Origin of the sequence: Mesorhizobium sp. M2A.F.Ca.ET.043.02.1.1 (genome assembly GCF_003952405.1) — a bacterium.
GTDB lineage: Bacteria > Pseudomonadota > Alphaproteobacteria > Rhizobiales > Rhizobiaceae > Mesorhizobium.
In genome coordinates, this window is sequence record NZ_CP034445.1 from 4,888,262 (window position 1) to 4,905,952 (window position 17,691).

The 17,691-nt window shown below is 64.3% G+C and carries 12 protein-coding genes and 1 pseudogene; 7 read left to right on the forward strand and 6 right to left on the reverse strand.

Translation table 11 applies throughout. The features are described from left to right. Nucleotides 1–150: 150 nt before the first annotated feature. The 5 genes from EJ068_RS23215 to EJ068_RS23235 all read left to right on the forward strand — a co-directional run bounded on the left by EJ068_RS23215 (nucleotide 151) and on the right by EJ068_RS23235 (nucleotide 8,149). Nucleotides 151–2,556 (forward strand): GumC family protein, encoded by a 2,406-nt coding sequence (locus EJ068_RS23215; RefSeq protein WP_127386174.1) that lies wholly within the window; start codon nucleotides 151–153, stop codon nucleotides 2,554–2,556. Between the two features lie 228 nt (nucleotides 2,557–2,784). Continuing rightward, nucleotides 2,785–3,684 carry a bifunctional methylenetetrahydrofolate dehydrogenase/methenyltetrahydrofolate cyclohydrolase FolD gene (gene folD, locus EJ068_RS23220; RefSeq protein WP_127252600.1) on the forward strand — a complete coding sequence of 300 codons (900 nt, stop codon included), beginning with the start codon at nucleotides 2,785–2,787 and terminating at the stop codon, nucleotides 3,682–3,684. A 14-nt stretch (nucleotides 3,685–3,698) separates the two neighbouring features. Further along, entirely contained in the window at nucleotides 3,699–4,697 is a 999-nt protein-coding gene (locus EJ068_RS23225; protein WP_040988147.1) for a GlxA family transcriptional regulator, read from the forward strand. Between the two features lie 313 nt (nucleotides 4,698–5,010). Beyond that, nucleotides 5,011–6,408: a hypothetical protein gene (locus tag EJ068_RS23230; protein ID WP_127252601.1), complete on the forward strand. Its 1,398-nt coding sequence runs from the start codon at nucleotides 5,011–5,013 to the stop codon at nucleotides 6,406–6,408. An 82-nt stretch (nucleotides 6,409–6,490) separates the two neighbouring features. Further along, complete coding sequence (locus EJ068_RS23235) at nucleotides 6,491–8,149, forward strand: VWA domain-containing protein (protein WP_127252602.1); 1,659 nt, start codon at nucleotides 6,491–6,493, stop codon at nucleotides 8,147–8,149. Nucleotides 8,150–8,215: 66 nt separating this feature from the next. On the opposite strand, the gene edd is transcribed toward EJ068_RS23235, so the two are convergent. From edd to zwf, 3 genes are all read right to left on the reverse strand, one after another. Beyond that, nucleotides 8,216–10,039 carry a phosphogluconate dehydratase gene (gene edd / locus EJ068_RS23240; protein ID WP_127252603.1) on the reverse strand — a complete coding sequence of 608 codons (1,824 nt, stop codon included), beginning with the start codon at nucleotides 10,037–10,039 and terminating at the stop codon, nucleotides 8,216–8,218. A gap of 61 nt (nucleotides 10,040–10,100) precedes the next feature. Further along, nucleotides 10,101–10,817, reverse strand: a complete 717-nt coding sequence (gene pgl, locus EJ068_RS23245) for a 6-phosphogluconolactonase (RefSeq protein ID WP_127252604.1) — start codon at nucleotides 10,815–10,817, stop codon at nucleotides 10,101–10,103. Further along, nucleotides 10,799–12,268, reverse strand: coding sequence for a glucose-6-phosphate dehydrogenase (zwf, locus tag EJ068_RS23250; protein WP_126079091.1), 1,470 nt, complete (start codon nucleotides 12,266–12,268; stop codon nucleotides 10,799–10,801). The genes pgl and zwf overlap by 19 nt, the downstream gene beginning before the upstream one ends. A gap of 259 nt (nucleotides 12,269–12,527) precedes the next feature. Between zwf and EJ068_RS23255 the strand changes: the two genes are divergently transcribed. Together EJ068_RS23255 and EJ068_RS23260 are read left to right on the forward strand one after the other, a co-directional pair. Next, nucleotides 12,528–13,274 carry an SDR family oxidoreductase gene (locus EJ068_RS23255; RefSeq protein ID WP_127253876.1) on the forward strand — a complete coding sequence of 249 codons (747 nt, stop codon included), beginning with the start codon at nucleotides 12,528–12,530 and terminating at the stop codon, nucleotides 13,272–13,274. 177 nt (nucleotides 13,275–13,451) lie between these two features. After that, nucleotides 13,452–14,747: a Mur ligase family protein gene (locus EJ068_RS23260; protein WP_127253875.1), complete on the forward strand. Its 1,296-nt coding sequence runs from the start codon at nucleotides 13,452–13,454 to the stop codon at nucleotides 14,745–14,747. 41 nt (nucleotides 14,748–14,788) lie between these two features. Here EJ068_RS23260 and EJ068_RS23265 read toward each other — a convergent pair whose 3' ends face one another. The 3 genes and pseudogenes from EJ068_RS23265 to EJ068_RS23275 form a co-directional block, all read right to left on the reverse strand. Further along, nucleotides 14,789–15,685 carry an SH3 domain-containing protein gene (locus EJ068_RS23265; protein WP_189342297.1) on the reverse strand — a complete coding sequence of 299 codons (897 nt, stop codon included), beginning with the start codon at nucleotides 15,683–15,685 and terminating at the stop codon, nucleotides 14,789–14,791. 257 nt (nucleotides 15,686–15,942) lie between these two features. Next, a complete protein-coding gene (locus EJ068_RS23270) occupies nucleotides 15,943–17,229 on the reverse strand; it encodes an FAD-binding oxidoreductase (RefSeq protein ID WP_127252937.1) in 1,287 nt (428 codons plus the stop codon). Between the two features lie 75 nt (nucleotides 17,230–17,304). Further along, a pseudogene (locus tag EJ068_RS23275) lies at nucleotides 17,305–17,659 on the reverse strand (four helix bundle protein). Between the last annotated feature and the right edge of the window lie 32 nt (nucleotides 17,660–17,691).

Below are 17,691 nucleotides of genomic sequence, written 5' to 3' on the forward strand. Positions count from 1 at the left end.
TGCTGGCGGCGCCGGAATGCCGCGAGCAAGGCGAGAAACCGTGGGAGTGCGGACGCAAAATTAACCCTTTGTTTCCTATGCCCGTTTAGCGTGGCTTAACGATTGGCCCATCCGCCGCGCCCAAGCCGCCAGAGAGCAAGTTCCAGGATAATGGTCGACAGGGATAACCGTGATGACTGGAGGCGCGAGCGTTCCCTGCTCGCGCTCGGCCAAGCCATGCGTGGCGACGACAACACGGTTTCGATCGGCGACCGGGCCAACTCCTCCTGGCGCGAGGACGCCGCGGCGCGCCATCGCGCCGCACGTTCCGAACGCGAAGGGAAGTTGAATCCGCAGTCCAATGAAACTGGCGAATTTGGCCGCGATCAGGGACAAGCGGAATCCCAGCCGGTCGAGACCGAACATGACTGGCGCGCAAGAAGTCGGCCTGCGTCGTCCGGGCCGTTCTATGAAGCCCCGGCGGAGAGCCAGCAGTCGCAAGCCGCTCCCGAACCTCAGTCGAGCCGGCCATCCGCCGGCGACGTTTCCGAGGAATGGAAGCCGCTGATCGACCCGATGCAGGTCGTGCACGGCATCACGCGATCCAAGGCGCTGATCCTGTCGACGAGCGTACTGGGCGCCGCGCTCGGCGTCGCCATCGCCTTGTCGACGCCGAAGAAATATGAGGCCACCACCGACGTCATCGTCGACCCGCGCGACCTCAAGCTCACCGACCGCGATCTGACGCAGAATGTGATCGCCTCGGATGCGACGCTTGCGATCGTCGAGAACCAGGTCCGAATCCTGACATCGGGCACCGTTCTCAACAAGGTCGTCACCGATCTCAACCTTACCAACGATCCTGAGTTCAACGGCCAGGGCAGTGGCGGCTTCGGCCTGATGTCAACACTCCGCTCGATCCTGTCGCGGCAGGATGCGGGTGCTGCGGACGAAGCGCGCAAGCGCTCGCTGGCGGTCGGCAAACTGTATGACAGCCTCGACGTCGAACGTGGCGGCAAGACCTTCGTGGTCTCGGTCAGCGCCACGACGCAGAACGCCGAGAAATCCGCCCTGATCGCCAACACCATGGTCAAGGCCTTCAAGCAGATATCCAGTGAGATCCAGTCGAGCACCGCGGGCCGCGCCAATGACGAGCTCACCGCCAGGCTCGACGAATTGCGCAAGGGCGTCGAGACGGCCGAGCGCGCCGTCGAGGATTTCCGGGCGACCCACGACCTCGTCGACGCGCAGGGTCACCTGATCAGCGACGACCAGATGCTGAAGCTCAACGAGCAGCTTTCCGTCGCCCGCGCCCGCACGCTGGAGCTCAATGCACGCGCCGCCTCGGCACGCTCGCTGAACGTCAATTCGGTCCTCAGCGGCACGTTGCCCGAGGAAATCAACTCCAACATGATGAGCGAGCTGCGCTCGCAATATGCTGCCCTGAAGCAGGAAGCCGACCGCGCCGAGGTCAAGCTCGGGCCGCGCCATCCGGAGATCGAGGCGCTGAATGCCCAGCTTGCCGGCGCGCGCGAGCGCATCAGCGCCGAGCTGCAGCGCATCGCATCCTCGCTGCAGGTCGACCTCAAGCGCTCCGTCCAGCTCGAGCAGGACCTTTCCTCGCGCTTGGCGCAGGCCAAGGTGCAGAGCGGCGACGTCAACAACAACCTCGTCTCGCTGCGCGAGCTGGAGCGCGAGGCGGCCGCCAAGCGTTCCGTCTACGAGCAGTTCCTGCTGCGCGCCAAGGAAACCGGCGAGCAGAAGGACATCAACACCGCCAATATCAGCGTCATTTCGGAGGCCTATGCGCCGCTGCAAGCCAAGGGTCCGTCGCGCGCCGTGATGGCCTTGGCCGGTCTGTTTGCCGGCCTGTTCGCCGGCATCGGCCTTGGCGGTTTGCGCGGGGTCTATGCGAGCCTGCGCGAGACGGCCAATAGCCGTTCTCGTCGCCGGGTCAATGAGCGTGTTCCAATGGTGGAAAACAGTTCCGACAGGGCTGCTCCGCCTTCGCCACCGAATGTGACGCCGCCGGCCCCACCTGCCGCTCCGCCTCCGGCTCGGTCATTCACCCCGCCGCCTCCGGCCGCATCTGTCGCGCCGCCTCCGATGACGGCTACGGCGCACCCTGCTGCCGAACCCAAAGCACCGCCGCCGGTGCCAGCGAATGACGCCGTCCGTCCGGGGCTTTTCGGGTCGCTTGCCTCGGTGCTCCGCTATTTCGTGCGTCGCGAGCCCGCTGAAACGGTCGACTTGGACTCTGTTCCACCCGAAAGCGCCTGGCGCGCGCCCAGCCGGGAGGAGCGCTACCCTGGGGCTGAAACCTCGGCGCGGCAGAATATTCAGCCGCCATATGAGCAGGGCTATTCCTATCGGCCGGCCCATGGCCGGACCGATCCGTACGAAGATCATTATTCGGCACCGCCCGCCTCTTACGATCCGCAACCGCCAGTCCCGGGCGACGCCCGCCAGTCGTCGGCCGACCAGGGTGAGATCGACGAGATCCGCGCCAGCCTGCGCGAATTCCGCGAGGCGGTTCGCGAGCTGACCGAAAGCCGCTCGCGCCGCCGCTATTTCTGAAGCGTCATATTATTGACACCCCATATTTCTTGACCGCTTGCGGTTCGATAAAAGCTGCCGGTTTCGGGTTTACGGCATCAGACGACGCTTTGACGGGATTGCCCTGTCGAATTTTCGTGAAAATGCCGCGCTGCATTTCGGCCGCAAGCGTCTCGCTTTGGTGGATCGACAATGCCGATCGAGGAATGAGGCCAACTATCGGCCTCGTAGCGAAGCTGAGGATTGGTGATGGCCGAAGTGATTGATGGAAAGAGTGTCGCCGAGGATGTGGTTTCGAAGGTCAAGGCTTTGACCGCGGAGCTCTCGGCCAAGGGAGCCACCAACCCTGGCCTTGCCGTGGTGATCGTCGGCGAAGACCCGGCAAGCCAGGTCTATGTCGCTTCGAAATCGCGCACCGCCAAGGAATGCGGCTTCCATTCGCTCCAGCATACGCTGCCGACCGACACCAGCGAGGAACAGTTGCTGAAGATCATCGGCGATCTCAACGCCGACAAGTCGATCCACGGCATCCTCGTGCAACTGCCGCTTCCAGGCCATATCGATGCCGGCAAGGTGATCCAGACGATCGCGCCGGAGAAGGATGTCGACGGCTTCCACTTCATCAATGTCGGCAAGCTCGGCACCGGCGAGCTTGACACGGCCTTCGTGCCCTGCACGCCGGCGGGCTCCATGCTTTTGATCGAACGCGTGCGCGGCAAGGATCTTTCCGGCCTCAACGCCGTTGTCGTCGGCCGTTCCAACATCGTCGGCAAGCCGATGGCCAATCTGCTGCTCGCCGCCAACTGCACGGTGACCATCGCCCACAGCCGCACCAGGGATCTGCCGGCGCTGGCACGCACCGCCGACATCCTGGTCGCCGCCGTCGGCCGCCCCGAGATGGTCAAGGGCGATTGGGTGAAGCCCGGTGCCACCGTGATCGATGTCGGGATCAACCGCATCCCGGCGCCCGAAAAGGGTGAAGGCAAGAGCCGCCTGGTCGGCGACGTCGCCTATGCCGAGGCGGCCAAGGTCGCCGGCGCCATCACGCCGGTGCCCGGCGGCGTCGGGCCGATGACCATTGCCATGTTGATGGCGAACACTGTAGCTTCCGCCTACCTCGCGGCCGGGCTGAAGCGGCCGTCCTTCTGATCGAAAGCAGATCCTTGCCGAACCTTACTGCTCCTATCGAACGGCCGATCACGAACGATCCCGTTCAGGGCGGCCGTCAGTTCGGCTTCCTGCTCGTCGACAAGTTCTCGATGTTCTCGCTGGCCGCCGCCATCGACTGCTTCCGCTCGGCCAACCGTCTGCTCGGCCGCGACTTCTATGGCTGGACGACGATTTCGGCCGACGGCGATGCGGTCATGGCCTCCAACGGCCTGCCGCTGAAGATCGACTATTCGGTCGCCGACATGCCGCCGGTCGACATCCTGTTCGTCTCGGTCGGGCTCACCACGGAATTCCCCGGCAAGAGCAAGGTGCTGGCGGCTTTGCGCAGCTGGGGCCGGCGCGGCAATGCGCTCGGCGCGCTGTCGGTCGGTTCCTATTTGCTGGCCGAAGCCGGTCAGCTCGACGGCTACCGCTGCACCATCCATTGGGAGAACCGCGCCGGCTTCATGGAGCGCTTCCCCGACATCAACTGCACCGGCAATGTCTTCGAGATCGACCGCAAGCGCTACACCTGCGCCGGCGGAACCACCTCGATCGACCTGATGCTGGAGATCGTCCGCGGCGATTTCGGCTCCAACCTCGCCAACGGCGTCGCCAACCAGTTCCAGCACGAGCGCATCCGCTCGGCCGGCGACCGCCAGCGCGTTGGACCGGAGCGCGACCTTACCGGCAAGTCGGAGAAGCTCAGGCGCATCGTCGAATTGATGGCCGACCATCTCGACGAGCCGCTGTCCGCCGTGCAGCTCGCCAAGTCGGCGGGCCTGTCGGTGCGCCAGGTCGAGCGCCTTTTCCTGCGCCACCTCAGCGTAACGCCCGGCCGCTACTATATGCGGCTGAGGCTGGAGCGGGCGCGCGAATTGCTGCGCCAGACCAACATGCCGATCCTCGACGTGGCGATCGCTACCGGCTTCACCTCGCACTCCTATTTCGCGCAGAGCTACCGGCTCCAGTTCGGCCGCCCGCCATCGGAAGAGCGCCGCACCACCTACTGATTGTTGCGGGAAGATGTCGCCGGTTGGGTGACGCGGCCGGCCGCCGGCACCTCACATTTTCGCCGGGTTGAAATCCGTCACAAGCCAAGCGAGCTTGTCCGCCGGGGATGTGCCGTCGGTTGGCGTCGAGCCAGCGATGTCCGGATGCTAGCCGATGCCCGACCTGGGCGCGTCCGGCAAATGCGGGCAGATACGGGCACTGGAGCAATTCCAGGAAAAGTGTGAGCGGTTTTCCGTCCGGAATTGCGTCAAACAAAGGGATAGAGCGGTTCGCCGTTTCCGGGAAACGGTGAAACGCTCTAGGGGGCAGGCTTTGGCGAGCAGGCGCGACCGTCGGCTGAACGATTGGAAGGAAATCGCTGCCTTCTTCGGCCGCGACGAGCGCACCGTGCGGCGCTGGGAGCGCCAGCGCGGCCTGCCGGTTCACCGGATTTCCGGCGGAGCGAGGAATCTCGTCTTTGCCTATACCGATGAGCTGGAGCGATGGTTGCGGGGCGACAGCGCGGCGCCGGCCGAAGCGCCTGCGACCGAGACTGCGGCTGAGGCGGGTGAAATGCCGCAGGCCTCATCGGCCGACGCCGATCGGATCCCAGGGCAGGCCGGCTTTTCCCGCTACCGGCCGGCTCTCGTCATCGCCGGCGCGATCACGCTCTTTGCCGTGATCGCCATCGCCGGAATCCTTTCGATGCTCGACGCTCCCATCTTGCCGGGCCGTGCTGCCTACAAACCGGATCCCAAGGTCCAGGATCTCTATCTCGACGCCGTCTACTACCTGGAGACAAGGCAGGCGAAAGGGCTGAACCGCGCCATGCAACTGCTCACCGAGGCGACCACACTCGATCCCGAATATGCCGACGCCTACGCCAAGCTGGCCGAGACCTACAACATGGTCAGCCAATTCACGCTGAAGCCGGCAAGGGACGCCTATCCGAAGGCTGAGGCCGCCGCCAATCGCGCCATAGCGCTCGACCCCGGCAATGCCGGCGGCTACGCGGCGCTCGCCTTCGCGGCTTTCTATTGGGACAAGGATTTTGCCGGCTCACGCGCGCTGTTCGAACGGGCGATCCGACTTGATCCGGATTCCGCCCAGACCCACCACTGGTATGCGCTGACGCTCATGGTCGCCGGAGAGACCGAACAGCCTCTCAGCGAGATCGCCAAGGCGCAGGAACTCAGCCCGGAGTCGCGCAGCATTCTTGCCAACAAGGCGCTCATCCTGTTCCATGCCGGCCGCGTCGACGAGGCCCTGGCGATCCTGCAGCCGCTTGCCGAGGCGGAGCCGAACCTGCGTTCGCCGCCCGAATATCTCGCCACCATCTATCTCGACCAGCATCGCTGGAGCGATTTCCTGCGCGAATACCGGCGTGCCGCTGTCATCTCCGGCAACGATGCCCGCCAGGCCATTGCCGATGCCGCCGAAAAGGGCCTGGATGACGAGGGCGGCGATGGCCTGTTGAAGGCGATGTTCGCCGAGCAGCTGCGGCAATACCAGCGCGACCGCGAACCTGCCTACAAGCTCGCCACCACCGCCGCCATGCTGGGTCGAGGCGACGATGCGATCCGCTATCTCGAGGAATCGGCAAGGCGCAAGGAAGACGATCTGCTCGGCGTGCGCATCGATCCGGCCTTCAAGGGGCTGCGCGCCGATCCGCGTTACCGGGAGATCGTCGAGGCCGAGGGCTTTGTCCCGGCACAGGTGCCGGGCGCCTGACCACGAGCTTTTGCAGCTTGTCTCCGCAGGCCACCTAAAATAGCTTTCCGGGCGCGGACGAGGGAACAATCAGGAGACATCCATGGCGGGACTGATACGGAGCGTCGCTGCGGCGGCCCTCCTTTTGTCGATGACAAGTTTCGGCTTTGCCGCCAACAAGGTCATCATCATCCTTGATGCATCGGGTTCGATGTGGGCCCAGATCGACGGCAAGCCGAAGCTGGAGATCGCGCGTGAATCGCTGCGCACGGTGCTGCAATCGGTTCCGGCCGACGATGAGATAGGCTTCATGGCCTATGGCCATCGCACCAAGGGCAGCTGCGAGGACATCGAGCTGATCGTGCCGCCACAGGCCGGCTCCGCCAGCGCCATTTCGGCGGCCGCCGACAGCATGAAATTCCTGGGCAAGACGCCGCTCACGGCTGCCGTCAAGCAGGCCGCCGAGGCGCTCAGATACACCGAGGACAAGGCAACGGTGGTGCTGATCACCGACGGGCTGGAGACCTGCGGCGGCGATCCCTGCGCGCTCGGCAAGGAGCTCAAGGAAAGCGGCGTCGACTTCACCGCCGATGTCGTCGGCTTCGGCTTGACCGCCGACGAAGGCAAGCAGATCGCCTGCCTCGCCGAAAACACCGGCGGCAAATACATCCAGGCCTCCGACGAGAAGGCGCTGCAGGACGCCCTGGTCGAGACCGTGGCGGCTCCGGCTCCGGCGCAAGAGCCCGCTCCGGCACCCGCGCCAGCGCCCGAGCCCGCCAAGCCTGAATTCAATTTCATGCCAAGCGTGGTCATGGCCAAGGGAGGTCCCGAGATCTCCGACAACAGCAATGCCTGGGAAATCTACAAGGCCAATGCGGACGGCTGGCGCGGCGATCAGGTCATGACCGAGTATGGCGAGCTGAAAACCAATCTCGAACCGGGCGACTATATCGTCGTCGGCCGCGACGACGAGGCAAGAAGCGAGCAAAAGATCAGAATAGAGGCCGGTCAGGTTTACAAGCCGCTGTTCACGCTCAACGGCGGTACGCTGGTTATCCATCCGCATGCGAGCCAGGGATCGGAGATCAGCGGCGAGGCGCGTGTCGACTTCGCCTATCAGGGCGGCAGCACCACTCACTATGGCGACGCCAAGGCGACTGTCCCCGCCGGCGAGCAGAAAGTGACGGTGCAGATCGGCGCCGGCACGGTGACCGAGACCATCCAGCTTGCTGCCGGACAGACGGTCGAGAAGGACGTCGTCGTCGGCGTCGGGCACGCCGTGCTCAATGCCTTCTATACGGCAGGCGGCGACAAGGCCGACAATTCCGGCATTAGCTTCGAAATCGTCAAGGCTAAGAAGAAGATCGACGGTTCCCGCGAGAGCGTCGAGCACTCCTATGGTCCCGACAGCAAGTTCTGGCTGCCGCCGGACGACTATGTCGCGCTCACCACCCTCGATCTTGCGGTTGCCGAGCAGCCCTTCAGCATCAAGGCCGGCGACAACCAGGACATCAAGGTCGCGCTCGACGCCGGCGTGCTGGCGATGTCGGCGCCCGGCGCTTACTCGATCGAGGTGTTCTCGTCGAAGAAGGACATAGAGGGCAAGCGCAAGTCGCTAGGCTTGAGCTATGGCGACAGCTGGCAGCAGACGATTCCCGCCGGTGACTACGTGGTCGTGCGGCACGCCTCCGACCAGGGCCAGGACAAGGAAACGCCGGTGACGATCAAGGCCGGCGAACGGAGCGAGATCACGGTGCAGTAGTTGTTTCGGCCGGAACAAAGACAAAGGGCGGCTCAAAGCCGCCCTTTGTCTTTTGAACCCGCAACGTCAGGCGCTTCCGAATGCCGCCGCTCCATGATCGGCACGCCCGACCAGTTGCCGGAACCCCGCGAACAGCTCGCGGCCGAAGCCGAACTCGTTGCCGATGAGATCGGCGTCCGCGGTGCGGCGCAGCGCGAATTCCGTTCCCGGCACCAGCACCTCCAGCGTGCCGGCATCGGCGTCGAGCCGGATGACATCGCCGTCGTGGATCCTGGCGATCGGCCCGTCCTCGACCGCTTCCGGCGTCACGTGGATCGCCGCCGGCACCTTGCCGGAGGCGCCCGACATGCGCCCGTCGGTCACCAGCGCCACGCGCTGGCCGCGATCCTGCAGGATGCCGAGCACGGTGGTGAGCTTGTGCAGCTCCGGCATGCCGTTGGCCTTCGGTCCCTGGAAGCGGATCACGGCGACGAAGTCGCCGGTGAGCTGGCCGGCCTTGAAGGCGTCGTTCAGGCCTTGCTGGCTGTCGAACACTTTTGCCGGCGCCTCGATGACACGGCGCTCCGGTTTTACGGCGGAAGTCTTGATGACGGCATGGCCGAGATTGCCGCCAAGCACTTTCAGCCCGCCCGTCGGCTGGAAGGCTTTGTTGACCGGCGCCAGCACCTTCTCGTCGCCGCTCACGAGCGGCGCCGCTTCGCGCACCACGCTGCCGTCCTCGCCAAGCCTCGCCTCGACCGCGTAGGGCCGCAGGCCTTCGCCCCACACCGTCTGCACGTCCTCATGCAGCAGGCCTTCGTCGAGCAGCTCGCGGATCAGGAAGCCCAGGCCGCCGGCGGCATGGAAATGGTTCACGTCGGCAAGCCCGTTCGGATAGACGCGCGCCAAGAGCGGCACGGCTTCCGACAGGTCGGAAATGTCCTGCCAGGTCAGCGCGATGCCGGCAGCCGCGGCCATGGCGATCAGGTGGATCGTATGGTTGGTCGAGCCGCCGGTGGCGTGCAGACCGACCACGCCGTTGACGATCGAACGCTCGTCGATCATGCGCCCGACCGGCGTGTAGGCATTGCCGAGCGCCGTGATCGCCAGCGCCCGCTTGGCCGCTTCCCTGGTCAGCGCGTCGCGCAGCGGCGTGCCCGGATTGACGAAGGAGGCGCCGGGCGTGTGCAGGCCCATGATCTCCATCAGCATCTGGTTGGAATTGGCCGTGCCGTAGAAGGTGCAGGTGCCCGGCCCGTGATAGGACTTGGACTCGGCTTCCAGCAGCTCGGCGCGGCCGACCTTGCCTTCGGCATAGAGCTGGCGGACCTTGGCCTTCTCGTCATTCGCCAGGCCGGTCGTCATCGGTCCGGCGGGGATGAAGACAGCAGGCAGATGGCCGAAGGTGAGCGCCGCGATCACCAGCCCGGGCACGATCTTGTCGCAGACGCCGAGGAAGACGGCGGCGTCGAACATATTGTGCGACAGGCCGATCGCCGCCGCCATGGCGATGACGTCGCGCGAGAATAGGGACAATTCCATCCCGGGCTGGCCTTGGGTGACGCCGTCGCACATCGCCGGCACGCCGCCGGCCACCTGGGCGATGCCGCCCGCTTCCCGCGCGGCTTCCTTGATCAGCGCCGGGAAGGTCTCGAAGGGCTGATGCGCCGACAGCATGTCATTGTAGGAGGTGATGATGCCGAGGTTCGGCACGCGGTCGCCGCCGAGTGCGATCTTTTCCGATGGGCTGCATACGGCAAAACCGTGGGCGAGATTGCCGCAGCCCAGCACCGCCCGATTGGCGGTATTGCTTGACGCTCCGGCGATGCGGCTGAGATAGGCTTCTCGCCCGGCTTTTGAACGTTGGCGGATGCGTTCCGTGATGGCTTCGATATCGCGTCTGGCTGTCATGGTCCGTCCTTTCAAGCCCGGTAAGCGTCCTCCCCTGCCACCGGGCTGTCCTCATATGAAATCAGGGTGCCCAGAACACCTCTATCCGTCCCGGCGCCGCTTCGAGCACGCTGCGGATGGGCTTTTTCGCGCCTGGACCCATCGCGCCGTTGAACGCTGTGCGCTTGTCCTCGCCTTCGATATGCAGCGCGACGAAGCCGGCCGCGACGATGCGCGCCATCGACAGCGTCAGCCGCGGCTCGCCGCCGCTCGCCGCGTGCACCGGCAGCACGATGCGCTGGGACGCGGGGTCGAGCAACTCCTCGAGGTTGCCGGCATCCGGAAAGAACGAAGCCGTGTGGCCGTCGCCGCCCATGCCGAGGATCACCACGTCGAGCGGCCAGGGCAGCGACCGCAGCGCTTCGCTATCCGCCGCCGCGGCGTCCTCGATGCTTGCCGCCTCATGATAGAGCGGCACGAAGCGCGCCGCCGCGGCCTTGTTCTGCAGCAGGTTCGCCGCCACCAGCCCGGCATTCGATCGCGGCGAGGACGGCGGCACGAAGCGCTCGTCGACCAGCGTCACAATAACCTTGTCCCAGGCGATCGGGGTCGTCGACAGCGCGGCGAACAGCTTTGCCGGCGTGGTCCCGCCGGACACGGCGAGCAGCGCGGCGCCGCGTTCCGTGATTGCCCTGGTCAACCGGTCCGCGATCTCACCGGCAAGCGCCGTCGCGAGATACTGGCGATCGGCAAAGCCGTTCCAGCCGTAGCTGACCTCGCTCAATTGCTCTCGTGCCATGTCCGTCCGTCACGTTCGATAAGCGCGATCGAGGCCGACGGCCCCCAGGTTCCGGCCGTATAGCCCTGGGCTTCCTGCCTGGCGCTTTCCCAGGCGTTCTGGATCGGATCGATCCATTTCCAGGCCGCCTCGACCTCGTCGCGGCGCATGAACAGCGTCTGGTTGCCGCGCACCACATCCATGATCAGCCGCTCATAGGCGTCCGGCGCGCGTGTGTCGAAGGACTGAGCGAAGCTCATATCGAGCGAAATCTGGCGCAGGCGCATGCCGCCCGGGCCGGGATCCTTGATCATGATGTATTGTTTGACGCCCTCGTTCGGCTGCAGCCGGATCACCAGCTGGTTGGCGAAGATCGGTCCGGCGCTGTCGCCGAAGATCGAATAGGGGATCGGCTTGAACTCGATGACGATTTCCGAGACGCGGGTGGCGAGCCGTTTGCCGGTCCTCAGATAGAAGGGAACGCCGGCCCAGCGCCAGTTGCCGATCTCGGCCTTGATGGCGACGAAAGTCTCGGTGTTGCTATCCTTGCCGAGTTCCTCGACATAGCCCTTGACGGGACCGCCCGCCGAGGCGCCGGCGCGATACTGGCCGCGCACCGTATGCTTGGGCGCCCCGTTGCCGTTGATGCGCTTCAACGCCCGCAGCACCTTCAGCTTCTCGTCGCGCACCGCATCGGCGTCCATGGACGACGGCGTTTCCATGGCGACGAGGCAAAGCAGCTGCAGAATATGGTTCTGCACCATGTCGCGCAGCGCGCCGGCCTTGTCGTAATAGGTGACGCGGTCTTCGAGCCCGACGGTCTCGGCGACCGTGATCTGAACATGGTCGATATGCGCCGAATTCCACAGCGGCTCATAGAGCGCATTGGCAAAGCGCAGCGCCATCAGGTTCTGCACCGTTTCCTTGCCGAGATAGTGGTCGATGCGGAAGATCTGGCCTTCGTCGAAATCGCCGCCGACCGCGTCGTTGAGGGCGCGCGCCGAGCTGAGGTCGCGGCCGATCGGCTTTTCCAGCACGATGCGCGAATTCGGCGTGATCAGCTTGTGCTCCTTGAGCTTGTGCGAGATGTCGCCGAACAGCGCCGGTGCCACCGCAAGGTAGAAGGCGCGGATCCGGTCGCTGTCGCCGATCGCCTTCTTGAGCTCGCCGAAGCCGGCGCCTGTGGTCGCGTCAGCCGACACGTAGGAAAGCCGCGCCAAGAAAGTCTCAAGCTCCTTGGCATCGACATCCTCCGGTTTCACGTGCTCGGATATCGCCTTCTTGGCGAAGGTCCGGAATTCGGCATCGCTCATCTTCGCGCGCGACGTTCCGATGATGCGCGTCGGTTCGGAGAATTGATGGTCGCGCTGGCGATGGTAGAGCGACGGCAGGAGCTTGCGTTCCGACAAGTCGCCGGTGCCGCCGAAGATGATGAAGTCGAAGGGATCGACAGGAATGATCTGGCTGGTCATGGTCAGTCCGATTTGATGCCTGATGGCGGCAGCGTGGTTGGTATATTCTAATCGATTTAAATTTTCCAGTGCCATGGTGTCACAGGCAGGACCAATCGCTTGCACTTGCATCGGTCCACATGTTTCCCGACACTCGCGCGCTGCCGGCAGGCTTATCGGCAAGCCATGGCTTCCGGCAGCGTTCGCGCCTGCACCATAGAACGTGAATGTGACGAAAGCTAAGGGAGATGGCTGCGGAAATCCAATGAGCGGGAAAGCCATGCGTCTGGAAAACAAGGTCGCCATCATCACGGGTGCCGCGTCGGGCTTCGGCGAGGGCATGGCGAAACGCTTTGCCGAAGAGGGTGCGCGCGTGGTCGTCGCCGATCTCAACGCCAAGGGCGCGGAGCGGGTGGCCGACGAGATCGGCAAAGACGCGATCTGGACCCAGACCGACGTGTCCCTGCGCTCCGAATTCGACGAGATGATCTACGCTGCCAAGAGCGCGTTCGGCCGCATCGACATCATGGTCAACAATGCCGGCTTCACCCACCGCCACGGCGATATGCTGGGCGTCGACGAGGAAACCTTCGACCTGATCACCGCCGTCAACATGAAGGCGATCTACCATGCGGCGCTTGCCGTCGTGCCGATCATGGACCGGCAGGGGGGCGGCGTCATCCTGACCACGGCCTCGACCGCAGGGCTTCGGCCGCGGCCGGGGTTGACCTGGTACAATGCTTCCAAGGGCTGGGCGATCACGGCCACCAAATCGATGGCCGTCGAACTGGCGCCGAAGAACATTCGCGTCAACTGCCTTTGCCCGGTTGCCGGAGAGACCGGCATGCTGGAGAAATTCATGGGCGACGACACGCCGGAGATACGCGAGAAGTTCCGCGCCTCGATTCCGCTCGGCCGGCTCTCGACACCGCTCGACGTCGCCAATGCGGCACTGTGGCTGGCTTCGGACGAGGCCGCCTTCATCACCGGCGTGGCGCTGGAGGTCGATGGCGGCCGCTGTGTCTAAAGCATGTCTCCCGAAAATGGGAACCGGTTTCGGGATAAAGACATGCGTAAAACCAAAACCTAAAGCGCGGGGAGCGAGCCTGAAAGATCGCGACGCGCTTTAGTCGATGACGTGCGGCTTGAGTTTGACTTGACGATCCGGCGAAAGGCATAACGGCGCCTGGATGGGGCGGGTGCCATGAATGCCGGACTGCGGAGAATTCGCAAGGACCTGGGGCAACGCCTCAAGATCTACCGGGCGAGGCGTGCAAGGGCGCGGAGCAAGGCCACCTTCATCGGCGTAACCGGCAGCTCGGGAAAGTCGACCGCGGTGAGCCTGCTCGGGCACATTCTGGCCGGCCACGGGCGGACCTACACGCGGGTTCTGGCCAACACGATAAATTCACTCGTCAGCACACTCTACAGGCACATGAACAAGCATGGTGAGCTCGACTATGTCGTCTTCGAGGCGGGCGCCTCCGGCGTCGATACGATCAGGCCCATGGCACAGTTGCTCAAGCCGCATGTGGCTGTTGTCACGATGGTGCAGCTTGAGCATTTTTCCAGTTTCAGGGCCTTGGAGAACGTCGCTCGGGAAAAACGCGCTTTGGTCGAGGCGCTGGGGCCTGGCGGGCTGGCGGTACTGAACGCCGACGATCCCAATGTATTGGCCATGGCATCCGGCGGTGTGCATCGCCTCGTCACGTTCGGCGAGTCGGAAACGGCCGACTATCGCGTCGCCGATATCAGCGCCGCCTATCCGCGCACGCTCAGCTTCACGCTTCATTGGCGGGCCGGGGTGTTGAAGCTCAAGACGCCGTTTCCGGGAGAGCATTTCTGGCTGCCGACGGCTGCCGCGGCCGCGACCGCGCTCGAGCTTGGCGTACCAGCGCGAATGGTGGAGGACAGGATCGCGGCATTCGAGCCGTTGGCGAACCGCTGTCGCGTCCTGGTCGTCGATGGAGGACCGCATTTCGTCGTCGACACCGCCAAGGCTCCTTGGCATTCGCTACCGCTCGCCTTCGACATGATGGCAAGATCAACGGCTGGGCGAAAGCGGATCGTGCTTGGCCAGCTGTCGGACTTTGCCGGCTCGAATGCAAAATATGCGCGCGCCTATGAAAGTGCGCGCGAGATTGCCGACCAGGTGATCTATGTCGGGGAGCATGCCCATCGCTCGAAAGCCAGCCAGGCCGATCGCGACAGCGGCCGGTTCGTCGAACTGCGGACGCCGAAAGAGGTTTCCGATCATCTCAGGCGCACTGCCGCGCCAGGCGAACTCATCCTTCTCAAGAGTTCTTCCAGTCTTCACCTGGAACGTTTGGCGCTCGCCTGGACATATGATGTGAAATGCTGGATCCCTGCTTGCGGGAAGAAGGAAGGCTGCCAGACTTGCGGCCTTTTCGAAGTGCCGTTCGAGGAGCATCGGGAGTTCGTCAAAAAGCGCAGGCATGATCGCTGGCGGCAGCGACTTCGTCACCTCTTCGGCGGCTGACGGCATCGCGGTTCGGCCGCGGCGCCGCCGGCACAACGGCCTCACGCGCCGGTCTTGACGTAGCTCTTGTAGACCCAGCCGTGCTTGCCGTTATAGACGATCTCGCACCACTGCTTGCAGTTCATCACCTGCACCGATGCCTTGGCGGGCACGGTGACGATCGCGGCTGCGCCCTTCTTCGGTCCGGAGCGCATGGTGACGGCCCTCAAGATGCGTCCGTTGGCAGCCGCGCCGACCTTTTGAGGTTTCGGTTTGGACTGCGCCGCGTCGTCGGTTGCCGGCGGATCGGCATCGGGAGCCTGTGGCTTGGCCTCTGGAATGGCGGCGGTCTGGGCGCCATCCATCTTGTCGCCCGGCGTCTTCGCGGCCGTCTCGCCCGCCGGTGCGGGTGCGGCAACCTGCGACAGTGCGTCCGAGGCGTCGTTATCCGCGGCCGGCTCGGCGAAGGCCGTGTCGGTTGATTGCGCAGCGCCAGGCTCGGCGGCCTGCTTCGATGGAGCTGGTTGATCCCCTGCCGGCTCCGAGGGGGATTTGGAGTCGGGGGCCGTCCAGCGGGGGCTGTTCGACGCCAGCGCCGGAATGTTGGCTTCGCGGGCCGCTGTTGCCGGCGAAACCGCATCCGCCTTGCGCGCGGCCTGTGGTGCCGGGGCCACGGTCACCGCCGCCGCCGCCGCCGCGGGAGCGATCTTCGTGGTCTTCACCGGGATTGTCGGCACGGCCTGCTCGGCGCTGGCCGCGGCAACCTGCCGGCCGCTGCCCGGAATGCACAACCAGAGCGCCACCGCGGCCACGCCGAGCAGCGCGACCGTGCCCACCGCTGCAATGACCAGATGCGCGTTCGACTGCACCTTCTGCCAGAAGGATGGCCGTACGTTATAGCCGAACTGCATTGTGAAGCGCTGCCGTTCCGGCGTGCCGAAACTGAAGGGCTCGTTCACTCAAACCACCTCCAACAAGCGGGCCGACGTTCTTTCGATCATTGCCGCGAGGGTTGGCATCGATCGGCATCGGTCCCGAAATCACAGCGGACAAAGCCCGCGCAATCCCCGGAATTTTCGCCCATGATCGCATCTTTTACTGCTGATTATGGCATGAGTGAGCCAAATTGCGAAATTCTGCGCGCCCGTTAAGGCTTCCACAACCTGCCTCGTGGAAGCCGCCATCGTCGAATCGGCGCCTCGACCGGGCGCCAGCTTCAAATCCTGTCGCGTAGCGCGAACCAGCTGAGCGCCAGAAACAAGAGCGGCGCGCGAAAGCGGCGGCCGCCCGGGAAGGCGGGGATATTCAGGTCCTCGATCAGTTTCAGGCAGTCGCGATTGCCGGCAACGGTCTCGGCATAGAGCTTGCCGAAGAAGTTCGACAGCATGACGCCGTGGCCGGAATAGCCTCCGATCGAAATCACATTCGGCATCACTTCGCGCACGAACGGCTTTCTCGGCATGGTGATGCCGACATAGCCGCCCCAGCCATGCGTGATTTCGACATCCTTGAGATCCGGGTAGAGCTCGGCGATCTGCCTGCGGATGTGGATATGGATGTCCTTCGGATCGGCGACGGCATAGACCTCGCGGCCGCCGAACAACAGCCGGCCGTCTTTCGACTTGCGGAAATAGCGCACCACGAAACGGGAATCGTCGACGGACTCGCCGCCCGGCAGCACTTTGGAAGCAGCACCGAGCGGCACGGTCGCGCCGATGAAAGAGCCGATCGGCATGATATGCGCCGCGCTCACCGGCTCGAGATTGCCGCCATAGGCATTGACCCCGATCAGGCATTTGTCGGCCGTGATCGTGCCCCTGGGCGTCGTGACCTTCACCTTGCCGCCGCTGGAAATTATGCCGGTGGACGGCGTCTGCTCGAAGAGATGTGCGCCGGCGGCCGCCGCCACTTTCGCCGTGCCGATCACCAGCTTCAGCGGATGGATGTGACCGGTGCCGATGTCGCGGGTGCCGCCGAAATAGCGCGACGAGCCCAACCGCCGCGCCGTCTCCGCCTGGTCCATGAAGCTCAAATGCGGATAGCCGAAGCGGGTCGCCATGATCTCGGCGTGGCGCTTGTAGTCGTCGACGTAACGTTTCTTGTGCGCCACGGAAAGCTGGCCCGGCATATAGTCGATGTCGATCGTGTTGGTGGCAGCGAAGTCAAGCAGATGCGCCTTGGCCTCTTCCGCCATGTCGAACAGCGCCCTGGCGCGGGAAAGGCCATATTCGGCCTCCAACTCTTCCGCCCAGGCACGCTGCCCGGTGCCGAGCTGGCCGCCATTGCGTCCGGACGCGCCGTCGCCGAAGCGATAGGCTTCGATCAGCGCGACATTTGCGCCCGCCTTGGCCAGATGCGCTGCAGCCGAGAGGCCAGTAAAGCCGCCGCCGACGATGACGACGTCGCAGATCCGGTCACCGTCGAGCGAAGGATATTCGGGGCGAGGGCCGACCGTATCCTCATACCATGACCGGCCGGGAGAGATGGGGGATTGGTAGGGCATGATGCTCGCAGTAGGGGAGTAGGGGAGTAGGGCAGTAGGGCAGCAGTAGGGCAGTAGGGCAGTAGGGAGTAGGAGCTACTCGGGCGCTAATTTACGGATGAGGAGCCGCAAGAGTGTTCCTACGCTCTCACTTCGCACCATCAATTGTTGAGCTGCTTCGTTGGAGGTGATTCCGACGCGCTGCGCGATCAGCAAGTGAGTTTCCAACTCTTTGAGTGATCCCTGTGCAATTCTAAGAAACTGTTGATAGGTCGCTCGGCTTTCTCGTCCAAAGCCCTCAGCGATGTTGGCAGGCACGGAAGCGGCTGCCCTGCGTAGCTGAGTTGTCAATCCATAGAGTTCTTCCTTCGGCCAGGCTCTTGTCGTTTCGTGCGAGGTCCATAGCCTGCTGCCAGACGACCAAATCCCTGTACGATTCGATCTTCGCCATCGTTCCCCCTACTGCCTTACTCCCCTACTGCC